We start from the raw sequence: 18,284 nt of genomic DNA, 5'->3' as shown, positions 1-18,284 counted from the left end.
GGTATTCTGCTTCAATTTGCGGTATGGATAAAAAGAAAAACCGCTGATAATGATTGATTATCAGCGGTTTTCATTGTTTTGCTTTTTGTTTGAGTGATCCGCTTGGGGCTCGAACCCAAGACCCCAACATTAAAAGTGTTGTGCTCTACCTGCTGAGCTAGCGAATCAATCCTTATTGCATTCGTTGTTTTCTCGATTGCGGTGCAAAGATAGATTCTTTTGTTGAAATGACCAAATATTTTTCAGAAAAAGTGAAAAAATAATATGATTTCTTTGATTAATTGCGTCCGTCCATGCCCCACATCATTTTTTCGCGCAATGTATTGAAGAATGAATGGTGGCATCGTTTTACTATGCGTACATAGTAGTCGGCACGTTTAATTGTCAGTCTCGTTCCTTCCCTGCAGGTTTCGCTGCGCCCGTCTACCGCAATCAGGAAATTATGACTCCGGCTTTCTACATCAAGCGTTATTTCCCAGTCATCCCTTATGACGATCGGGCGTACGTTAAGACTGTGAGGGGCGACTGCGGTCAAGCTGATTGTACCGCTTTGAGGAACCAGAATAGGGCCGCCTACACTGAGCGAATATCCTGTGGAACCGGTGGGAGTAGATATAACCAGTCCGTCTGCCTGATACACATTTAATGGTTCTCCGTTGATGTAAGCATGAATGGTAATCATTGACGAGGTGTCCCGTTTCAGTACGGCTATTTCGTTAAGACCATATGGATATCCTTTGAGTACATGCCCATTGCATGTAAGCTTCAAGACTCTTCGTGGTTCTGCCAGATAGTTGCCTTGGTAAATTTCGTCGAAGGCATCTTCCATCTGGTCGGGCAGGACGTCGGCCAGGAATCCCAGTCTGCCGGTATTGATTCCTAATATCGGAATTTCTTTTTTCCCGACCCGACTGGCCGCTTTCAGAAATGTTCCGTCTCCTCCTATGCTGAGAACCATGTCGGCTGAGAAATTATTTCCTTCAAAGACTTCCAGACCGCTCAGATCTGCCTTAGTATGGTTCCGGAGAAAATCATAAAACTCATTGCTGATACAGATCTGTGCTTTTCTGCGACGCAAGATTTCCAATAAATGGGTGACGTGGGCGGACTTATGCTCTTGATACGTGTTGCCAAATAAAGCGAATCTGAGAGTCTGTTGCATATTCTGTAGTTTTTTATCAATCTTTTTAGGTTTTGCAGTAGCGGTTTTCTAATAAAACCTGCTAACTTTGCACATTGCAGATGCAAAGATATAAAATTATAGTGCAATATGACTAAATTAAGTGTTAATATCAATAAGGTAGCGACCTTGCGTAATGCGCGCGGAGGGAATAATCCGGATGTAGAAAAAGTAGCTTTGGATTGCGAACGTTTCGGAGCCGAAGGTATTACGGTTCATCCGCGTCCGGATGAGCGGCATATCCGATATGCGGATGTGTATGCTTTACGTCCCTTATTGAAGACCGAATTTAACATTGAAGGCTATCCTTCCAAAGAGTTTATTGATTTGGTTCTGAAAGTAAAACCTCATCAGGTGACATTGGTACCGGATGCTCCGGATCAGATCACTTCTAATGCCGGATGGGACACGAAGACCAATCAGAGTTTTCTAGCCGATCTGATGGAAACATTCGGTAATGCGGGCATCCGTACTTCTATATTTGTCGGAACTGATGCCGAAATGATTGAATATGCTGCCAAGGCCGGAGCAGACCGGGTTGAACTCTATACAGAACCTTATGCTTCCTTGTACCTGGAGTCTCCGGAAGCTGCTGTTGCTCCTTTTGTGGAGGCGGCTAAGATAACCCGCAGTCTGGGGATGGGATTGAATGCCGGTCATGACCTGAGTCTGGTTAATCTGAAATATTTTCACGAAAGCATTCCCTGGCTTGATGAAGTATCTATCGGGCATGCTTTGATTTGTGACGCACTTTATCTGGGATTGGAAAAAACAATAAAGGAATATAAAACTTGTCTTCACTAATTATGATTACAATGACGTTGCTGGCGGTTGCACAAGTTGTTGCCGACACATTGACCGGAAGCAATCCGGTCCTGACTCCGGTTACTTCCGGAGAACCTGAGATGAATTTATGGGATATGGCCTGCAAAGGTGGATGGATTATGATTGTACTGGCTCTGATGTCAGTCATTGCATTTTACATTTTTTTTGAACGTGCGGTAACCATCCGCAAGGCAGGAAAAGAAGATCCGTTGTTCATGGACCGCATCCGCGATTATATTAAAAGCGGTGAAGTAAAATCGGCAATCAATTATTGCCGGATGATCAATACTCCTTCTGCGCGTATGATTGAAAAAGGAATCATGCGAATGAACCGTCCGGTTGCAGATGTGCAGGCTGCCATTGAAAATACGGGAAATATTGAAGTTGCAAAACTTGAGAACGGACTTTCCATTATTGCTACCATTTCCGGAGGTGCTCCCATGCTGGGATTTCTGGGAACTGTAACCGGTATGGTACAGGCATTCTGGAATATGGCGAATGCAGGAAATAATATTGATATTACTTTGCTTTCAAGCGGAATCTATGAAGCCATGATTACAACGGTAGGAGGACTGGTTGTCGGTATTGCTACCATGTTTGCATACAATCATCTGGTTTATCGTGTGGATAAGGTGGTTAGTCAGATGGAAGCACGCACCATTGCCTTTATGGATTTGCTGAATGAACCGAATGATAAATAAACGCGTATGGCACTGAAGAGAAGACAGAAAATATCACCCAGCTTCAGCATGTCGTCCATGACAGACCTCATCTTCCTGCTGCTGATATTTTTTATGATTACCTCTACGATGGTTTCGCCGAATGCCATTAAGGTGTTGTTGCCTCAGGGATCTGAACAGACTTCGGCAAAACCGATGGCACGGGTGATTATCGACAAGGATCTGAATTATTACGGGGCTTTCGGCAATGAGGACGAAATGCCGCTGATGATAGATGAAGTTCCCGCATTCTTGCAGGAATGTGCGCAGAAAGAACCCGAAATGTATGTGGCTCTGTATGCGGATGAATCTATCCCTTATCGTGAAATTGTTCGCATTCTGAATATTGCGAACGAGAATCATTTCAAGATGGTGCTGGCTACACGCCGCCCGGATAAGAAGTAATGAACATGAAACAGAATAAGATAACAGGAATCGTCGGTACTATTATACTGCATGTGGTAGTGCTGCTTTTGCTTCTTCTGCTGAAACTGGTTGCTCCGGAACCGCAGGAAGAAGGTGGTGTGCCTGTTATGCTTGGAAATACGGAAACGGCACAGGGAACAGATGATCCTTATTCTTTGACAGAAGTCGATGTCCTGCCACAGCCGGAAACTTCTCTTCCTGAACCGGAAGTCGCTCCGGAGCCGGAAGTGAAACAACCGATGATTACACAGGATGACGAGCCGTCTATTGTGGTGAAGAAAGAAAAGCCGAAGACGGAGAAAAAGAAAACGGAAACAAAGAAACCTGTAAAGGAAGAGAAGCCCAAACAGCCGGTGAAGCCTGTTGAACAGCCGAAGGAAAAAACTGAGGCTGAAAAACGTGCCGAAGCTGAGCGGGCAGCGGCACAGGCTGCTGCCAATAAGATTGCCGGAGCTTTTGGCAAAGGATCACAGATGGGCAGCAAAGGAAATGCCGGTTCAGGCACTGGAGTACAGGGCAGCCCGGACGGAAATGCTTCGGAGGGAAAGACCAGCGGAGTCGGAGGATACGGAACTTTCGACTTGAATGGACGTTCGTTAGGAGCGGGAGGACTTCCGGTTCCTGTATATAATGTTCAGGATGAAGGCCGCGTGGTTGTAACGATTGTGGTCAATCCTGCCGGACAGGTAATCAGTACAAGCATAAACAAGCGAACCAATACCGTCAATCCGACGTTGCGTAAGGCTGCAGAGGAAGCTGCACGAAAGGCACGTTTCAATAAGGTTGACGGAGTAAATAATCAAAGTGGAACAATAACGTATTACTTTAAACTGAAATAGCATGAAATCAATTTGTATCTTTTTGGCTGAAGGCTTCGAAGAAATGGAAGCCATGTTCCCGCTGGACATTCTGCGTCGTGGAGGTATGGACGTTAAACTGGTGTCTGTAACTGGCGAGAAAGCTGTACGCAGCTCTCATGGAGTAACCATCATGGCAGATGCGTTGTTTGAGGATGTAAGCGAAGAAGACGTGGAAATGATTGTATTGCCCGGAGGACTTCCCGGAGCAACCAATCTGGATGCTCATGCCGGACTGGATAAACTGATTTTGAGTTTTGCCAGTGCCGGAAAACCGCTGGCTGCTATTTGTGCGGCTCCGATGGTATACGGCAAACGTGGTTTGCTGAAAGGAAAGAAGGCAACCTGCTATCCTGGTTTCGACAAATACCTGGAAGGTGCTGAATATACCGGCAATATGGTTGAAGTGGTTGATAACTTCATTTTGGGTAAAGGACCGGGTGCCGCTCCTGCTTTTGGATTTGCTATTCTGGAGAAATATGCCGGTGCTGCCAAAGCTCAGGAAGTGAAGAACGGTATGCTGATTGCCTGATGAAGAAATATGTAATTGTCGTAGCAGGAGGAAAAGGCTTGCGCATGGGCGGAGACATTCCCAAGCAGTTCATTCCGCTGAAGGGAAAGCCGGTGCTGATGCGCACGCTTGAAGCCTTTTATGCTTACGACCCACAAATGGAATTAATTCTGGTACTTCCGGTAGACCAGCAGGCCTACTGGAAGTCTCTTTGTGAAAAGTATGCTTTCACTTTGCCGCATCGTATTGCCGACGGAGGTGAAACCCGTTTCCATTCTGTCCGCAACGGACTGGCCCTGGTCGGCGAGGACGGACTGGTCGGCGTGCATGATGGTGTACGTCCTTTTGTGTCTCCCGAAGTAATCGGGCATTGCTATGAGCAGGCTGTTTCTGCGCAGGCGGTTGTTCCGGTGATTGATGTAGTAGAGACGGTCCGTCGCATTGAAGAAAACGGCAGCACCACTACTGTTCCCCGTGATCGTTATAAGTTAGTGCAGACTCCTCAGGTTTTTACCGTTTCTTTGTTGAAACACGCCTATCACCAGGAGTATAAACCGGCCTTTACTGACGATGCATCGGTGGTGGAAGCCCTGGGCATACAGGTTACTTTGGTAAAAGGAAATCGGGAAAACATCAAGCTGACCACTCCTTTCGATTTATGTGTGGCTGAGGCTTTGTTGTAGACTTTTCCCGTTGCTCTATGTGTATCTTAATTTTTTTCAGCTGAGGAGTGTTTGATTTATCTACGCGCGACATCAAGTATCTGCAGGGAGTAGGCCCGCAGCGAGCGGATATCCTGTCGAAGGAACTGAATATTCGTTCCTTTAAGGATTTGCTGTATTATTTCCCTTATAAATATGTTGACCGTAGCCGTCTTTATTACATCCATGAGATAGACGGGAACATGCCTTATATCCAGCTTCGCGGTAAAGTTCTTAGTTTTGAAACAGTCGGGGAAGGACGTCAGAGACGTCTGGTCGGTCATTTCTCAGACGGAACTGGAGTCGTTGATCTGGTATGGTTTCAGGGACTGAAGTTTGTGATGGGCAAGTATAAGGCGAATGAAGAGTACATTGTCTTCGGTAAGCCTACCGTGTTTAACGGACGTATCAACATTGCTCATCCGGATATTGATCCGGCAGCCGAACTGACGCTTTCTGCTATGGGGCTTCAACCTTATTATAATACGACCGAACGGATGAAGCGGACCAATCTGACTTCGCATGCGCTGGAGAAGTTGATGAAAAATCTTTTCACGGCCTTGCAGCATGAATGTCTTGACGAAACGCTCAGCCCTTCTTTGATTGAAGCTCATCACCTGATGTCCTTGACGGATGCTCTTTATAATATTCATTTTCCCAGAAATCCGGATTTGTTGCGTAAGGCCCAGTACCGGTTGAAATTCGAGGAACTTTTCTATATCCAGCTGAATATTCTGCGCTATACGAAAGAACGACGGAACAAGTTTCGGGGGCTGGTGTTCGGCAGAGTGGGAGAGATCTTTAATACCTTTTATGCACAGAATCTGCCTTTCCAGCTGACCGGTGCGCAAAAACGGGTGATTCGTGAGATGCGCCGTGATATGGGAAGCGGCCGGCAGATGAACCGCCTTTTGCAGGGGGATGTAGGAAGTGGAAAGACCCTGGTGGCTTTGATGACCATGCTTATAGCCCTTGATAACGGCTTTCAGGCATGTATGATGGCACCCACCGAGATTCTTGCAGTCCAGCATTACGAAACTATCAACCGTTTTCTGGAGGGGATGAATGTGCGGGTGGAACTTCTCACCGGAACAGTGAAAGGAAAGAAACGGGAAGCCATTCTGAGCGGACTGCTGACCGGCGACGTGCAAATCCTGATCGGAACACATGCCGTTATTGAAGATACGGTGAACTTCTCATCCCTGGGACTGGTGGTTATCGACGAGCAGCACCGCTTCGGTGTAGCACAGCGTGCCAAGCTGTGGGCCAAGAATACTTGTCCTCCTCATGTACTGGTCATGACGGCAACACCGATTCCCCGTACACTGGCGATGACGCTTTACGGCGATCTGGATGTGTCGGTCATTGATGAACTTCCGCCGGGACGGAAGCCGATCCAGACAGTCCATCAGTTCGACAACCGCCGGCCTTCGATGTATGCATTTCTCCGCAAGCAGATACAGGAAGGACGTCAGGTGTATATTGTCTATCCTCTGATTCAGGAGAGTGAAAAGATGGATATCAAAAACCTGGAGGACGGATATCTGCATATTTGCGAGGAATTTCCGGAATATAAGGTCAGCAAGGTACACGGCAAGATGAAACCAGCCGAAAAGGAAGAAGAGATGCAGCGCTTTCTTCGGAACGAAACGCAGATCATGGTGGCAACCACCGTTATTGAAGTCGGGGTGAATGTGCCGAATGCTTCCGTCATGGTCATTGAGAATGCCGAACGTTTCGGCCTTTCGCAGCTTCATCAGCTGCGCGGGCGTGTAGGCCGTGGTGCGGACCAGTCCTATTGCGTGCTGGTGACCGGATATAAACTGACGGAAGAAACCCGCAAGCGGATTGAAATCATGGTGCAGACGAATGATGGTTTCGAAATAGCTGAGGCCGACCTGAAATTACGTGGCCCGGGCGACCTGGAAGGTACGCAGCAAAGCGGAGTGGCTTTCGATCTGAAGATTGCAGACATTGCCCGCGACGGTCAGTTGTTGCAGTATGTACGTGAGATTGCGGAACGTTTGCTGGAAGAAGATCCCGAGGGAGTCCGCCCGGAGAATGCAATTGTGTGGCAGCAGCTGAAGGAATTGCGGAAGAAGAACGTAAACTGGTCGGTCATTTCCTAGGCGAAATCTGGACGGAAGGGCGGAAAGGGGCAAAATAAAAAGCGTGTTTCAGTGAAGAAACACGCTTTCTATTTTTTGTCTTACTTCTAATAGTCAGATTACTTCTTGATGCGGTTGTAGCGGCTCATGAACTTATCTACACGTCCGGCTGTATCCACCAATTTAGATTTACCAGTGTAGAACGGGTGAGAGCTGCTTGAAATTTCCAACTTCACACAAGGATAAGTTTCACCTTCGAATTCAACAGTGTCTTTAGTAGCACAAGTTGAACGTGACAGGAACATGTCACCGTTTGACATGTCTTTAAATACTACCGGACGGTAGTTTTCAGGATGAATGCCTTTTTTCATTTCAGTATATACTTTTTTATTGTTATTGTTTTTGACTATATTGTGGTAACACAAAAAAGTGTAATGGTCTATTTCGGGTTGCAAAGATAGGGCTTTTATTTGAAATGCGAAAAGAATCTTCTGCTTTTTTCTCTCTTTTCTGTATGAGGATATGGGAAACCGGGAAAGAACACTGTCTGAAGACGGGGCGGAGATCGTTTTGATTCTTGGCAAAAGGCCGGGAACGACATGGAACCGGCAAGCATGTCTTTACACAACAAGGTGTAGTGAGAAAGTTCTCCGGATATCTTGTCGTACAGGATGAATATGTCGTTCTGATTGAATCAAAGTAAAATTCCAATTTCAAATTGGTTTTTCACTGCGGAAACAGAAGAAAATAGGGAGATCTGTTTCTGCTTTCCGGATGAGAGCAGAAAGCTGTCAGGGATGCGTTTCCTTATTAAAAATACAAGAATAATGCGAAGTATGTTAAAAACGCTGAACTTTTTGGGCGTAAAATAACAGATTATCTAACATTTATTCTTACTTTTGCATGCGGAATTAATTCACTAACATTATAAATTTTACAACAATGGTTAATTACAAAGAATTAGGTCTGGTAAACACGAAAGATATGTTTGCTAGAGCAATCAAAGGTGGATACGCTATCCCGGCTTTCAACTTCAACAACATGGAACAGTTGCAGGCAATCGTTAAGGCTGCTGTTGAAACTAAGTCTCCGGTTATCTTGCAGGTATCTAAAGGTGCCCGTAACTATGCTAACCAGACTTTGTTGCGTTACATGGCTGAAGGTGCTGTAGAATATGCAAAGGAACTGGGCTGCGCACATCCTGAAATCGTTTTGCACCTGGACCACGGAGATTCTTTCGAATTGTGCAAGTCTTGCATCGACATGGGATTCTCTTCAGTAATGATCGACGGTTCTCACCTGCCTTACGAAGAAAACGTAGCTTTGACCAAGAAGGTTGTTGAATACGCTCATCAGTTCGACGTAACTGTGGAAGGTGAACTGGGTGTATTGGCCGGTGTTGAAGATGAAGTTTGCGCAGAACATCATACTTATACTAACCCTGAAGAAGTTATCGACTTCGCAACTCGTACTGGCTGCGACTCACTGGCTATCTCTATCGGTACTTCTCACGGTGCTTACAAGTTCAAACCCGAACAGTGCCACGTTGATCCGGCTACTGGCCGTCTGGTTCCTCCTCCTTTGGCATTCGAAGTTCTGGATGCTGTTATGGAAAAACTGCCGGGATTCCCTATCGTTCTGCACGGATCTTCTTCAGTTCCTCAGGAAGAAGTTGACACTATCAACAAGTTCGGTGGTAAGCTGGAAGCTGCTATCGGTATTCCTGAAGAAGAATTGCGTAAGGCTGCTAAGTCTGCAGTTTGCAAGATCAACATCGACTCAGACTCTCGTCTGGCTATGACTGCTGCAATCCGTCAGGTATTCGCTGAAAAACCGGCTGAATTCGACCCGCGTAAATATCTGGGTCCGGCTCGTGACAACATGGAAAAACTGTACAAGCACAAAATCATCAACGTATTGGGTTCAGACAACAAACTGGCTCAGTGCTAATTTTCTGCTGACGGAGTTTCCGTTATCATATTTATGGAGAAGCTGCCTCCCGTTGTGGGGCAGCTTTTTTTTATGGACGATCGGGCCGCAACGACCGCACGATTGGGCTTCAACGACCGCACGATCAGGCCGCAACGACCGCACGATTCGGGGCCATCGTCTGCATACTTTCAGAGCGGTCTCCGGATGCCTGTACGGCATGCTCCAGGCGTGCCCGGACCAATAAAAAAACGCTTCGGCGTTTATGTGTATACGCCGAAGCGTTTTATCATAAACGTCGAAACGTTTTTTAAAAAGCCGGAAGGCTGAATTTTCCGGCTTTTAAAGGTTTGCCTGACGGCTTATTTTTCTGCGAAGAATACAGACTGGCTGTTATGAACGCGGGCTGTTGCAAGTCCCTGCATGTCCGGAGTAACGGTCATCGGGGTACCGTCCTGCTGTTTCAGCGTGATTGTTCCGTCTTCGTTCATGGTAATCAGTTCGTAGCTTTCTCCTTCGGCTACGGCACTCCATGTGCGGTTTTCTTCGTTGTATACCAGGTCAACAGCCTTACCTTCTTCTCCTTTCTTGGTAATGGTGTAGCCGTTTTCGTTGGTACGTACCAGGTATTCACCGTTTTCGCCCTTTACGGTTTTGATGGTTCCTACTTCGGCAACAGGATTGGAACCTGACCAGAATTCGATGGAGTTCAGTACCAGGATGTCTGCCAGATATGCAACTTCATATACGGGAACGATATGGAATGCCAGAAAGACGATTTCATTGACAAATTTATTTCCAATACCCTGGTTCCAGCTTTTCAGGTTATTCCATAGTCCGAATGAACCGATGCAGGAAGAAAACAGGAGGCTTCCGCTCAGTATTGCGCAGACAGCCATCATTTTTGTTTTTTTCATAAGCGTACAGTTTTGGGTTCTTCTAATTTAGTGATTATTTTGTCTGTCTTGATGACAAACTGTTACAAAGTTAGAACTTATTTTAGATGATGAAAGAAAAAGACGGGAAAAAAATGTATCTTTGTCGAGTTTTTTACAAGTATTAATAATAACATACAAATAAGAATAAGAAAAGATGAAAGATCAAAATCAGAAAAAGCTGAATGACTCCTGGGGGATGCGTTGGGGGGCTTTGGCTATTGTGGCCTTTACCATGATGGCTGCATATTATGTAAACGATGTGGCGGCTCCGCTGAAAACAATGCTTGAAAGTACGCTGGGATGGAACAGCAGTGAGTTCGGTTTGTTTACGGGCGCTTACAGCTTTTTGAACGTATTCCTGCTGATGCTGATCTGGGGCGGACTGATTCTTGACCGTTTCGGTATCCGGTTTACAGGTAAGCTGGCTACGATTCTGATGGTGGTGGGTACGGCTATCGAGTATTATGCCATGACACAGATGACGGATGCCACTCAGATTGTGATGGGATATAAATGGAATGTGCTGGTGGCTTCTGCCGGTTATTCTTTGTTCGGTGTGGGTGCCGAGGTAGCGGGTATTACGGTTACCAAGATTATTGCGAAGTGGTTCCAGGGCAAGGAGATGGCAACGGCAATGGGCGTGCAGGTTGCTTTGGCACGTGTCGGTTCTCAGGCTGCCTATGCTGTGGCGATTCCGGTTGCCCGTGCTTATGAGATCACGACTCCGATTCTGATCGGTCTTGTCTGTCTGGTAGGCGGACTGGTTGCTTTCTTCGCTTTCTCTGTGCTCGACAAGAAGCTTGACCGCCAGCTGGAAACAGCAGTTGATGCTTCACCTGAGGACAAATTCTCCTTTAAGGATGTGAAGCATATTGTCTGCAATCCGGGCTTCTGGCTGATTGCCGTGCTTTGCGTATTGTTCTATTCCTGTGTGTTCCCTTTCCAGAAGTTTGCTTCTGAACTGATGATCACCAAATATCAGATTGATGAAAACCTGGCAGGAACCATCGCCGGCCTTCCGGCATTGGGAGCCTTGTTCCTGACTCCGGTATTTGGCGGAATGGTGGACAAACGCGGTAAGGCAGCTTCCATTATGATGCTGGGTGCAGCCATGCTGATCGGCGTACACTGTGTCTACGCACTGCCTTTCATTACGGCTTCGTGGGTGGCTATCGTACTGATGATCGTACTGGGTATTGCGTTCTCATTGGTTCCTTCGGCTATGTGGCCTTCCGTTGCCAAGATTTTCCCGGTCAACCAGCTGGGTACAGCCTACGCCCTGATCTTTTTCATTCAGAATATCGGTCTTTGGGGAATTCCGACACTGATCGGTGCGGTACTCGACGGATTCTGTGTGGTCGGCACGACGGAAAGCGGTGCAAAACTTTATGACTATACGCTTCCGATGTGTATCTTTACAGGTATTGCGATCCTCTCACTGATTGTTGCCTTTATGCTGAAGGCAGCTGACCGCAAATATGGTTACAAGCTGGAAGAGGCTAATATCCGCAAATAATAACCGGGTTGTAATCCGGTCATAAGAATGCCGCAGCATTCAGGAGTCTTCTCCGGATGCTGCGGCATTTTATCTGGAATGTCCTGTGACAGACGGGTGTCGCAGGAACAGGATTAATCTTTGTCGATCTTGACAACTCCTCCCGTATTCGGGTTGAAGATGACGCGGGTATTGATTTTCTTGTCAAACAGTCCGTCTACCAGTGTTTCTGTATATCCGAACTGGGTAACCGGCAGTTCTCCTTTGAAAACTTCCTTACCGTTGTAGCTGACAGTGACATTTCCCTTTCCGGGGATGTTGTAGAGAATGCCGTTGCCTTTCTTTTTCTTGCCTTCTTCCGTCGGAACCGGCAGGGGAGCGCTGTTGCTTACGCTGACATAGACGGGCTCACCCGCCAGATTATCGGTGGACAGAACCCCCAGCTGGCGTGAGAAGCGGGCTGCAATCTGGTCACGCAGATTTTCTTCCGGTGTCACCAGGAAACTGAAGACTTTGTCTTCCCGGTCGGATGTTCCGGTAAACATTTCCATCAACGCTTTTTCCTGTTTGTCCAGGTTGCTCATCATCAGTTTCATGGCTGCCCCGTCTTTAGGCATGTTGTCGGCCTGTCCGCGGGTAATCAGATTCTTGCTTTCCCGGATATTATAGATTTCCTTGGCCGTAAGTTCAGCCATCTTGGCGGTAGAACCGGCCATGAGGATCTCTTCCGTCATGTATTTCCGTGCATTTTCATGTGCGGCAGGTTTCTCCAGCTGATAGCCTTCATTTTCTTCTTTGGGAGCCGTGGTGTTGATGGCTTTGACGATACCGTTTTCGGTCAGTTCCACATTCGAAGCCACGTTCTTATCCTTTAGCTTCATGATGTAAGCTTTGGTGGAGTCGGGCACACCGATGGAACGGACATCAATCTGCTTGATTTCCCAATGAACGCTGGGCTGTGATGAAACATCGTTCAAGCGCAGATAACGGTTGGCATATTGGCAGAATTCTCCCGGTTGTTGAGTTACTTTGGTTGCAATGATATTCACCTGAAGAGCGGTTTTAGGCAGGAAATATACGATTCCTTCACCTTTTCCCGGCTTGTAAATGTCCTGGGCGGCAGCAAAAGTGGACGCCATGAGCCCCAGAGCGATGATTCCTTTTTTCATAGGCGTGCTATTTGGATGTGGTTAATTTTTTCCAGGCTTCCGGAAGTGCATTGACGATGTCTCCGGCAGTCATGCTGATTTCTCCCATACGCATGCAGGCAATGTCTCCCGCCAGTCCGTGTATATAAACACCCAGGCGGCAGGCTTCTTCCTGTGTATATCCTTGTGCCAGCAGGGAAAGAAGGATTCCTGTCAATACGTCTCCGCTGCCGCCCGTAGCCATACCCGGGTTTCCGGTAGGATTGAAGTAGCAGTTGCCTTCGGGAGTGATGACAGTGGTCCAAGCACCTTTCAGGATGATGTATACTTGCAGTTCCCCTGCCAGTTCCTTAGCTTTTGAAAGGCGTTCGAAGCTGTTGCTGCAGCGTCCGACCAGCCGTTCCAGTTCCTTTACGTGCGGAGTGAGGATGGAATGCTTGGGAAGCCGGTTCAGATAGCTCCGGTAGGCACTGAATATATTAAGTGCATCTGCATCCAGCACCAGAGGAATAAAGCAGTTGCTTACCTGGTCGAGTGCAGCCTGTGCGGTGATTTCTTCCTGGCTTAATCCCGGGCCGATTGCCATGGCCTGGTAATTGTCCAGATCGGTAGGTTCTGCAAAGAAACGTTCATGCACGTCGTCCTGCACCATGGCTTCGGGCACGATTGTCTGCAGCAGCTGGTGATTGCAGATCGGAGAGTGTACGGTCAGCAGTCCGATTCCGGAACGCATGCAGGCCCGTGCAGCAAGTACGGCTGCACCTCCCATGCCGTATGATCCGGCGATCAGCAGTCCGTGACCGAAATTCCCTTTATGGGCAAATGTCCGGCGGGGACGGATCAGCTGGCGCATTTCCTGTTCTTCAGTGATGAAGTAACGGGTTTCGGCCTGTGCAATGTATTCGCGGCTGATACCGATGTCCAGCAGTTCCCAATGGCTGGTGAACTCTTCGTTCTCGGGAAAGAGGAAAGAGAGTTTGGGCATTTGGATGCTCAGTGTCAGATCGGCCTGGATGATGTTCTGACGGACATTGTATGAATTGTCTTCTCCCATCAGTCCGGAAGGAACATCAATGGAAACCACGGTAGCCGGGCTGGCATTGATGAACTTGACGACAGCGGCAAAGCCTCCGTTCAGGGGACGGTTCAGGCCGGAGCCGAACAGACCGTCTACCACGATATCATGTTCCGTAAGCTTGGGAGCCTGGAATTGTGAACTTACTTCCGTATAGTTTGGGAATCCGGATTCTTTCAGACGTCGTATGTTGGTCAGGCATTCTTCGGAGAGTTGTCCCGTAACATTGAACAGGAAAACTTCCACCTGATAATTTTTCAGGAACAGCATGCGGGCAACGGCAAGTGCGTCTCCTCCGTTATTTCCGGGTCCGGCAAAGACAACGATGCGATGTGATTTGTCCCATCGTCTGGTAATAGCTTCGGTCAGCATGCCTGCTGCTTTTTCCATCAGATTGATGGAAAGGATACCTTCGTGTTCGATGGTATATGCATCAGCTTCTTTCTGTTGTTTGCAATTTAGGATCTTCATTACTTTTTAAGTCTAACTAGCTAATTATGCGGTAAAATTACGAAAAAAGGATGTAACGGCACGCAAGTTATACGGATAATTTGTATTTTTGCCGAAAATTATAAGATTTACAGTAATGAGCGTTATTCAGATAAAAGACAAGCGTTTCAAGACGTTTATTCCCGAGGAGAAGATATTGCAGGAGGTTGCAAGGGTAGCTGGAGAAATTAATCGAGACTTGAAGGATTGCAATCCTTTGTTCTTGAGTGTGTTGAATGGCTCATTCATGTTTACGGCCGATTTGATGAAACACCTGGAGATTCCTTGTGAAATTTCGTTCGTGAAGCTTGCTTCGTATGAAGGAACTTCTTCTTCAGGAAAAGTGAAGGAACTTGTCGGTCTGAATGAAAGCATAGAGGGACGTACGGTGGTGATCGTTGAAGACATTGTGGACACGGGTTTGACGATGCAGCGCTTGCTGGAAACTTTGCGTGCCCGCAATCCCAAAGATATCCGGATTGCAACGTTGCTGGTCAAGCCGGACAAGCTGAAAGTGGATCTGGACATCCATTATGTGGCCATGAATATTCCGAATGACTTCATCGTAGGTTATGGTCTGGATTACGACGGACTGGGTCGTAATTATCGGGATATATACACTGTCATTGAATAATTTTATCAATATAATAAAAAGGTAAATAAGATGTTGAATATTGTAATTTTTGGTGCTCCGGGTTCTGGAAAAGGTACTCAGAGTGCCCGTATCGTAGAAAAATATGGTTTGAACCACATTTCTACAGGTGATGTTTTGCGTGCAGAAATCAAGAATGGCACAGAACTGGGAAAAACTGCAAAGAGTTATATTGACAATGGTCAGTTGATTCCTGATGCATTGATGATTGACATTCTGGCTAGCGTTTTCGATAGCTTCAAAGACAGCAAAGGTGTGATTTTCGACGGTTTCCCCCGTACTATTGCACAGGCAGAAGCTCTGAAGACTATGTTGGCTGAACGTGGACAGGAAGTTTCCATCATGCTGGATCTGGAAGTACCGGAAGATGAACTGATGACTCGTCTGATCAAGCGCGGACAGGAATCAGGACGTGCTGATGACAACGAAGAAACCATCAAGAAACGTCTGGTTGTTTATCATTCTCAGACAGCTCCGCTGATCGACTGGTATAAGAATGATGGCAAATACTGTCACATCAATGGTCTGGGCACTATGGAAGGTATCTTTGCTGATATCTGCTCAGCTATCGACAAACTTTAATTCATATTTTAATAATTAAGGACTGAAATCTGGAAATGAAGCTGTATGTCCGGTAACGGAATGGCTTCATTTCCTGTTTTGGTTTTTGATTTTTTCTTTTTCTTATTTTATATGGCTGAATCGAATTTTGTTGATTATGTAAAAATCTACTGCCGCTCCGGAAAGGGAGGCCGCGGCTCGGTACATCTGCGTCGTGAAAAGTATACCCCCAATGGAGGTCCCGACGGTGGCGACGGTGGTAGAGGAGGTCATGTCATTTTGCGGGGAAACCGCAATTACTGGACGTTGCTTCACCTGAAATATGAACGTCATGTGTTTGCCGAACATGGAGGTAATGGTTCGAAGAACAAGAGTTTCGGTAAGGATGGTGCGGACAAGGTCATTGAAGTTCCTTGTGGAACGGTTGTTTATAACGCTGAAACTGGCGAATATGTCTGTGACATTACGGAACACGGACAGGAAGTTATCTTGCTGAAAGGCGGTCGCGGTGGTTTGGGAAACTGGCATTTCCGTACGGCTACCCGGCAGGCTCCGCGTTTTGCGCAGCCTGGTGAACCGATGCAGGAGATGACAGTGATTTTGGAATTGAAATTATTGGCGGATGTAGGTCTGGTTGGTTTCCCCAATGCCGGAAAGTCAACTTTGTTGTCTTCCGTTTCGGCGGCTCGTCCGAAAATTGCCAATTATCCTTTTACGACACTGGAACCCAATCTAGGTATTGTATCTTATCGTGACGGAAAATCCTTTGTGATGGCTGATATTCCGGGGATTATTGAAGGTGCCAGTGAAGGGAAGGGACTGGGATTACGCTTTCTGCGTCACATTGAACGCAACTCCCTGCTGCTGTTCATGGTGCCCGGTGATACGGATGATATCCGGAAAGAATATGAAATCCTGCTGAATGAGCTGGCTACATTTAATCCGGAGATGCTGGACAAACAGCGTGTGCTGGCTATCACGAAGTGTGATATGCTGGATGACGAGCTGATAGAAATGCTGAAACCTACATTGCCCGAAGATATACCGTATGTATTTATATCCTCTGTGTCCGGCATGGGAATCCAGCAACTGAAAGATTTGTTGTGGACAGAACTGAATAAGGAAAGCAACCAGCTGGAGTCGCTTCGCAGAGATGCTATTGTACATCGCCCGAAAGATATGTCTAAACTGCAGCAGGAATTGCAGGATCTGGGTGAAGACGAAGACTTCGAGTATGAATATGAAGAAGATGAGGATGATGACTTCGAATATGAATACGAGGAGGAAGACTGGGAAGACGATAAACAATGAATAAGGATATTTGTTATTCATACGATGGAAGATTGTTGGAATATGGCTTGTTGAGGCCGTATTCCAACATCTTCGCTTTTTCCACAACCCGTCATGGAGGGTGCAGCGAAGGCAATTATGCTTCATTCAATGCGAATCCTTATTGCGGAGATCAGACTGATTGTGTCAGCCGGAACCGGGATTTGCTGGTTTCTCTTTTGCCTGTCGAACCGGAAGAACTGGTGGTTCCCCATCAGGTACATGCGTGCGAGATTCTGATGATAGATGAATCTTATCTTTCGCTTTCCGAAGCTGAACGGAGCCGGTGTCGTGAAGGAGTGGATGCTGTGATTACTTCAGAAAAGAATTGTTGTATCTGTGTGTCTACGGCAGATTGTGTTCCGATTTTATTATATGACCGGACTCATCAGGTTATAGCGGCTGTCCATGATGGATGGCGTGGAACCGTAAAAGGGCTGTTGCGTCTGGTACTTCATCGGATGAACGACCGCTTCGGTACGGAAGGAAAGGATATTGTAGCTTGTATCGGTCCGAGTATATCGAAAGAAGCATTTGAGGTGGGCGATGAGGTTTATGAAGCATTTCGGGAGGCAGGTTTTCCGATGGATCGTCTGGCAGAACGTTATTTGGAGACAGGGAAATGGCATATTGATCTTTGGGAAGCCAACCGGTGGATGCTGGAAGAATTTTCCGTACCTGCCGGACAGATACAGATCGCAGGAATTTGCACGTGGAAGAATCAGGAGAAATTTTTCTCGGCACGCCGGCTGGGCATAGCGTCCGGACGTATGTTGTCGGGTATTATGATAGTAGAAGAGCATGAGTAAGATAAGCATTGAAGTTTCAGAAGAATTGCGGCAGGCCTGGCCTCAGTTTCGGGGTGCTGCTGTTTTTGCTACGGTTCGTAATTCCGCATACAATGAAGATTTGTGGAAACGGATCGGAGAGTTTACTGATCTGTACCGGGCAAAGTATACAACCGATTCTATCAAGGAAATGCCCGCCATTCAGGCTACCCGTCAGGCTTATAAGAAGTGTGGAAAAGATCCGAGCCGTTATCGTCCTTCTTCGGAAGCATTGTGCCGACGCATTTTAAGGGGCATACCTTTGTATCAGATTGATACGTTGGTCGATTTGATCAATCTGGCATCCATTTACAGCGGACATTCCATCGGAGGCTTTGATTGTGATAAGATTCAGGGAGACCGGCTGGTATTGGGAATCGGCAAGGCTGGCGAGCCTTATGAAGGTATCGGACGGGGTGAACTGAATATTGGAGGAATGCCGGTCTACCGCGATGAAGTGGGAGGTATCGGTACGCCTACCAGTGATAATGAACGGACAAAAATAACAGAGGGA

19 protein-coding genes and 1 tRNA gene are annotated in these 18,284 nt (G+C 46.9%); 14 read left to right on the top strand and 6 right to left on the bottom strand.

The features are described from left to right. Positions 1-94: 94 nt before the first annotated feature. Positions 95-167: transfer RNA gene (locus tag BACCOPRO_RS09155), tRNA-Lys, on the bottom strand. Between the two features lie 110 nt (positions 168-277). Continuing rightward, complete coding sequence (locus BACCOPRO_RS09150; protein ID WP_008142996.1) at positions 278-1,162, bottom strand: NAD kinase; 885 nt, start codon at positions 1,160-1,162, stop codon at positions 278-280. Between the two features lie 108 nt (positions 1,163-1,270). On the opposite strand from BACCOPRO_RS09150, the gene BACCOPRO_RS09145 reads away from it, so the two are divergent. The 7 genes from BACCOPRO_RS09145 to recG are packed head-to-tail and all read left to right on the top strand — an operon-like array spanning position 1,271 to position 7,348. After that, positions 1,271-1,984 (top strand): pyridoxine 5'-phosphate synthase, encoded by a 714-nt coding sequence (locus BACCOPRO_RS09145; protein WP_008142993.1) that lies wholly within the window; start codon positions 1,271-1,273, stop codon positions 1,982-1,984. 2 nt (positions 1,985-1,986) lie between these two features. Beyond that, entirely contained in the window at positions 1,987-2,706 is a 720-nt protein-coding gene (locus BACCOPRO_RS09140; RefSeq protein WP_008142992.1) for a MotA/TolQ/ExbB proton channel family protein, read from the top strand. A gap of 6 nt (positions 2,707-2,712) precedes the next feature. Continuing rightward, a complete protein-coding gene (locus BACCOPRO_RS09135) occupies positions 2,713-3,129 on the top strand; it encodes an ExbD/TolR family protein (RefSeq protein ID WP_008142990.1) in 417 nt (138 codons plus the stop codon). A gap of 5 nt (positions 3,130-3,134) precedes the next feature. Then, positions 3,135-3,989: a TonB family protein gene (locus BACCOPRO_RS09130; protein ID WP_081446931.1), complete on the top strand. Its 855-nt coding sequence runs from the start codon at positions 3,135-3,137 to the stop codon at positions 3,987-3,989. A 1-nt stretch (position 3,990) separates the two neighbouring features. Further along, positions 3,991-4,539, top strand: a complete 549-nt coding sequence (locus BACCOPRO_RS09125) for a DJ-1 family glyoxalase III (RefSeq protein ID WP_008142986.1) — start codon at positions 3,991-3,993, stop codon at positions 4,537-4,539. Then, on the top strand, positions 4,539-5,201 hold the full coding sequence (locus tag BACCOPRO_RS09120) for a 2-C-methyl-D-erythritol 4-phosphate cytidylyltransferase (protein WP_008142985.1): 663 nt from the start codon (positions 4,539-4,541) through the stop codon (positions 5,199-5,201). The genes BACCOPRO_RS09125 and BACCOPRO_RS09120 overlap by 1 nt, the downstream gene beginning before the upstream one ends. A 47-nt stretch (positions 5,202-5,248) precedes the next feature. Continuing rightward, positions 5,249-7,348: an ATP-dependent DNA helicase RecG gene (recG, locus tag BACCOPRO_RS09115; protein WP_008142983.1), complete on the top strand. Its 2,100-nt coding sequence runs from the start codon at positions 5,249-5,251 to the stop codon at positions 7,346-7,348. A gap of 98 nt (positions 7,349-7,446) precedes the next feature. Here recG and BACCOPRO_RS09110 read toward each other — a convergent pair whose 3' ends face one another. After that, complete coding sequence (locus BACCOPRO_RS09110) at positions 7,447-7,698, bottom strand: type B 50S ribosomal protein L31 (RefSeq protein WP_007571099.1); 252 nt, start codon at positions 7,696-7,698, stop codon at positions 7,447-7,449. A 571-nt stretch (positions 7,699-8,269) separates the two neighbouring features. Here BACCOPRO_RS09110 and BACCOPRO_RS09105 point away from each other — a divergent pair. Next, positions 8,270-9,277 (top strand): class II fructose-bisphosphate aldolase, encoded by a 1,008-nt coding sequence (locus BACCOPRO_RS09105; protein ID WP_008142977.1) that lies wholly within the window; start codon positions 8,270-8,272, stop codon positions 9,275-9,277. A gap of 341 nt (positions 9,278-9,618) precedes the next feature. Here the strand turns inward: BACCOPRO_RS09105 and BACCOPRO_RS09100 are convergent, their stop codons facing one another. Continuing rightward, complete coding sequence (locus BACCOPRO_RS09100; RefSeq protein WP_008142974.1) at positions 9,619-10,173, bottom strand: DUF3332 domain-containing protein; 555 nt, start codon at positions 10,171-10,173, stop codon at positions 9,619-9,621. A 175-nt stretch (positions 10,174-10,348) separates the two neighbouring features. Between BACCOPRO_RS09100 and BACCOPRO_RS09095 the strand changes: the two genes are divergently transcribed. Further along, complete coding sequence (locus BACCOPRO_RS09095; RefSeq protein WP_008142973.1) at positions 10,349-11,710, top strand: MFS transporter; 1,362 nt, start codon at positions 10,349-10,351, stop codon at positions 11,708-11,710. A 113-nt stretch (positions 11,711-11,823) separates the two neighbouring features. Here the strand turns inward: BACCOPRO_RS09095 and BACCOPRO_RS09090 are convergent, their stop codons facing one another. Both BACCOPRO_RS09090 and BACCOPRO_RS09085 read right to left on the bottom strand, forming a co-directional pair. Further along, on the bottom strand, positions 11,824-12,858 hold the full coding sequence (locus BACCOPRO_RS09090; RefSeq protein ID WP_008142972.1) for a DUF4831 family protein: 1,035 nt from the start codon (positions 12,856-12,858) through the stop codon (positions 11,824-11,826). A 7-nt stretch (positions 12,859-12,865) separates the two neighbouring features. Continuing rightward, entirely contained in the window at positions 12,866-14,383 is a 1,518-nt protein-coding gene (locus BACCOPRO_RS09085) for a bifunctional ADP-dependent NAD(P)H-hydrate dehydratase/NAD(P)H-hydrate epimerase (protein WP_008142971.1), read from the bottom strand. A 115-nt stretch (positions 14,384-14,498) separates the two neighbouring features. Between BACCOPRO_RS09085 and hpt the strand changes: the two genes are divergently transcribed. From hpt to BACCOPRO_RS09060, 5 genes are all read left to right on the top strand, one after another. Next, entirely contained in the window at positions 14,499-15,035 is a 537-nt protein-coding gene (gene hpt / locus BACCOPRO_RS09080) for a hypoxanthine phosphoribosyltransferase (RefSeq protein ID WP_008142970.1), read from the top strand. 30 nt (positions 15,036-15,065) lie between these two features. Then, the gene (locus BACCOPRO_RS09075) at positions 15,066-15,635 is read left to right on the top strand and encodes an adenylate kinase (protein ID WP_008142969.1); all 570 of its coding nucleotides are present in this window, start codon (positions 15,066-15,068) and stop codon (positions 15,633-15,635) included. Between the two features lie 111 nt (positions 15,636-15,746). Beyond that, complete coding sequence (obgE, locus tag BACCOPRO_RS09070; protein WP_040311400.1) at positions 15,747-16,925, top strand: GTPase ObgE; 1,179 nt, start codon at positions 15,747-15,749, stop codon at positions 16,923-16,925. Beyond that, a complete protein-coding gene (gene pgeF / locus BACCOPRO_RS09065) occupies positions 16,922-17,752 on the top strand; it encodes a peptidoglycan editing factor PgeF (RefSeq protein ID WP_008142967.1) in 831 nt (276 codons plus the stop codon). The genes obgE and pgeF overlap by 4 nt, the downstream gene beginning before the upstream one ends. A 1-nt stretch (position 17,753) precedes the next feature. After that, a partial coding sequence (locus tag BACCOPRO_RS09060) for a B3/B4 domain-containing protein (RefSeq protein WP_081446930.1) occupies positions 17,754-18,284 on the top strand: 531 nt, incomplete at its 3' end.

It is taken from the genome of Phocaeicola coprophilus DSM 18228 = JCM 13818 (assembly GCF_000157915.1).
In the GTDB taxonomy this organism is placed as follows: Bacteria; Bacteroidota; Bacteroidia; order Bacteroidales; family Bacteroidaceae; genus Phocaeicola; species Phocaeicola coprophilus.
This window is presented reverse-complemented; position numbering and strand designations above follow the sequence as displayed.

Coding starts and splice junctions, on each gene's coding strand:
- BACCOPRO_RS09150 (WP_008142996.1), bottom strand. CDS start 1,162: ATGCAACAGACTCTCAGATTCGCTTTATTTGGCAACACGTATCAAGAG.
- BACCOPRO_RS09145 (WP_008142993.1), top strand. CDS start 1,271: ATGACTAAATTAAGTGTTAATATCAATAAGGTAGCGACCTTGCGTAAT.
- BACCOPRO_RS09140 (WP_008142992.1), top strand. CDS start 1,987: ATGATTACAATGACGTTGCTGGCGGTTGCACAAGTTGTTGCCGACACA.
- BACCOPRO_RS09135 (WP_008142990.1), top strand. CDS start 2,713: ATGGCACTGAAGAGAAGACAGAAAATATCACCCAGCTTCAGCATGTCG.
- BACCOPRO_RS09130 (WP_081446931.1), top strand. CDS start 3,135: ATGAAACAGAATAAGATAACAGGAATCGTCGGTACTATTATACTGCAT.
- BACCOPRO_RS09125 (WP_008142986.1), top strand. CDS start 3,991: ATGAAATCAATTTGTATCTTTTTGGCTGAAGGCTTCGAAGAAATGGAA.
- BACCOPRO_RS09120 (WP_008142985.1), top strand. CDS start 4,539: ATGAAGAAATATGTAATTGTCGTAGCAGGAGGAAAAGGCTTGCGCATG.
- BACCOPRO_RS09110 (WP_007571099.1), bottom strand. CDS start 7,698: ATGAAAAAAGGCATTCATCCTGAAAACTACCGTCCGGTAGTATTTAAA.
- BACCOPRO_RS09105 (WP_008142977.1), top strand. CDS start 8,270: ATGGTTAATTACAAAGAATTAGGTCTGGTAAACACGAAAGATATGTTT.
- BACCOPRO_RS09100 (WP_008142974.1), bottom strand. CDS start 10,173: ATGAAAAAAACAAAAATGATGGCTGTCTGCGCAATACTGAGCGGAAGC.
- BACCOPRO_RS09095 (WP_008142973.1), top strand. CDS start 10,349: ATGAAAGATCAAAATCAGAAAAAGCTGAATGACTCCTGGGGGATGCGT.
- BACCOPRO_RS09090 (WP_008142972.1), bottom strand. CDS start 12,858: ATGAAAAAAGGAATCATCGCTCTGGGGCTCATGGCGTCCACTTTTGCT.
- BACCOPRO_RS09085 (WP_008142971.1), bottom strand. CDS start 14,383: ATGAAGATCCTAAATTGCAAACAACAGAAAGAAGCTGATGCATATACC.
- hpt (WP_008142970.1), top strand. CDS start 14,499: ATGAGCGTTATTCAGATAAAAGACAAGCGTTTCAAGACGTTTATTCCC.
- BACCOPRO_RS09075 (WP_008142969.1), top strand. CDS start 15,066: ATGTTGAATATTGTAATTTTTGGTGCTCCGGGTTCTGGAAAAGGTACT.
- obgE (WP_040311400.1), top strand. CDS start 15,747: ATGGCTGAATCGAATTTTGTTGATTATGTAAAAATCTACTGCCGCTCC.
- pgeF (WP_008142967.1), top strand. CDS start 16,922: ATGAATAAGGATATTTGTTATTCATACGATGGAAGATTGTTGGAATAT.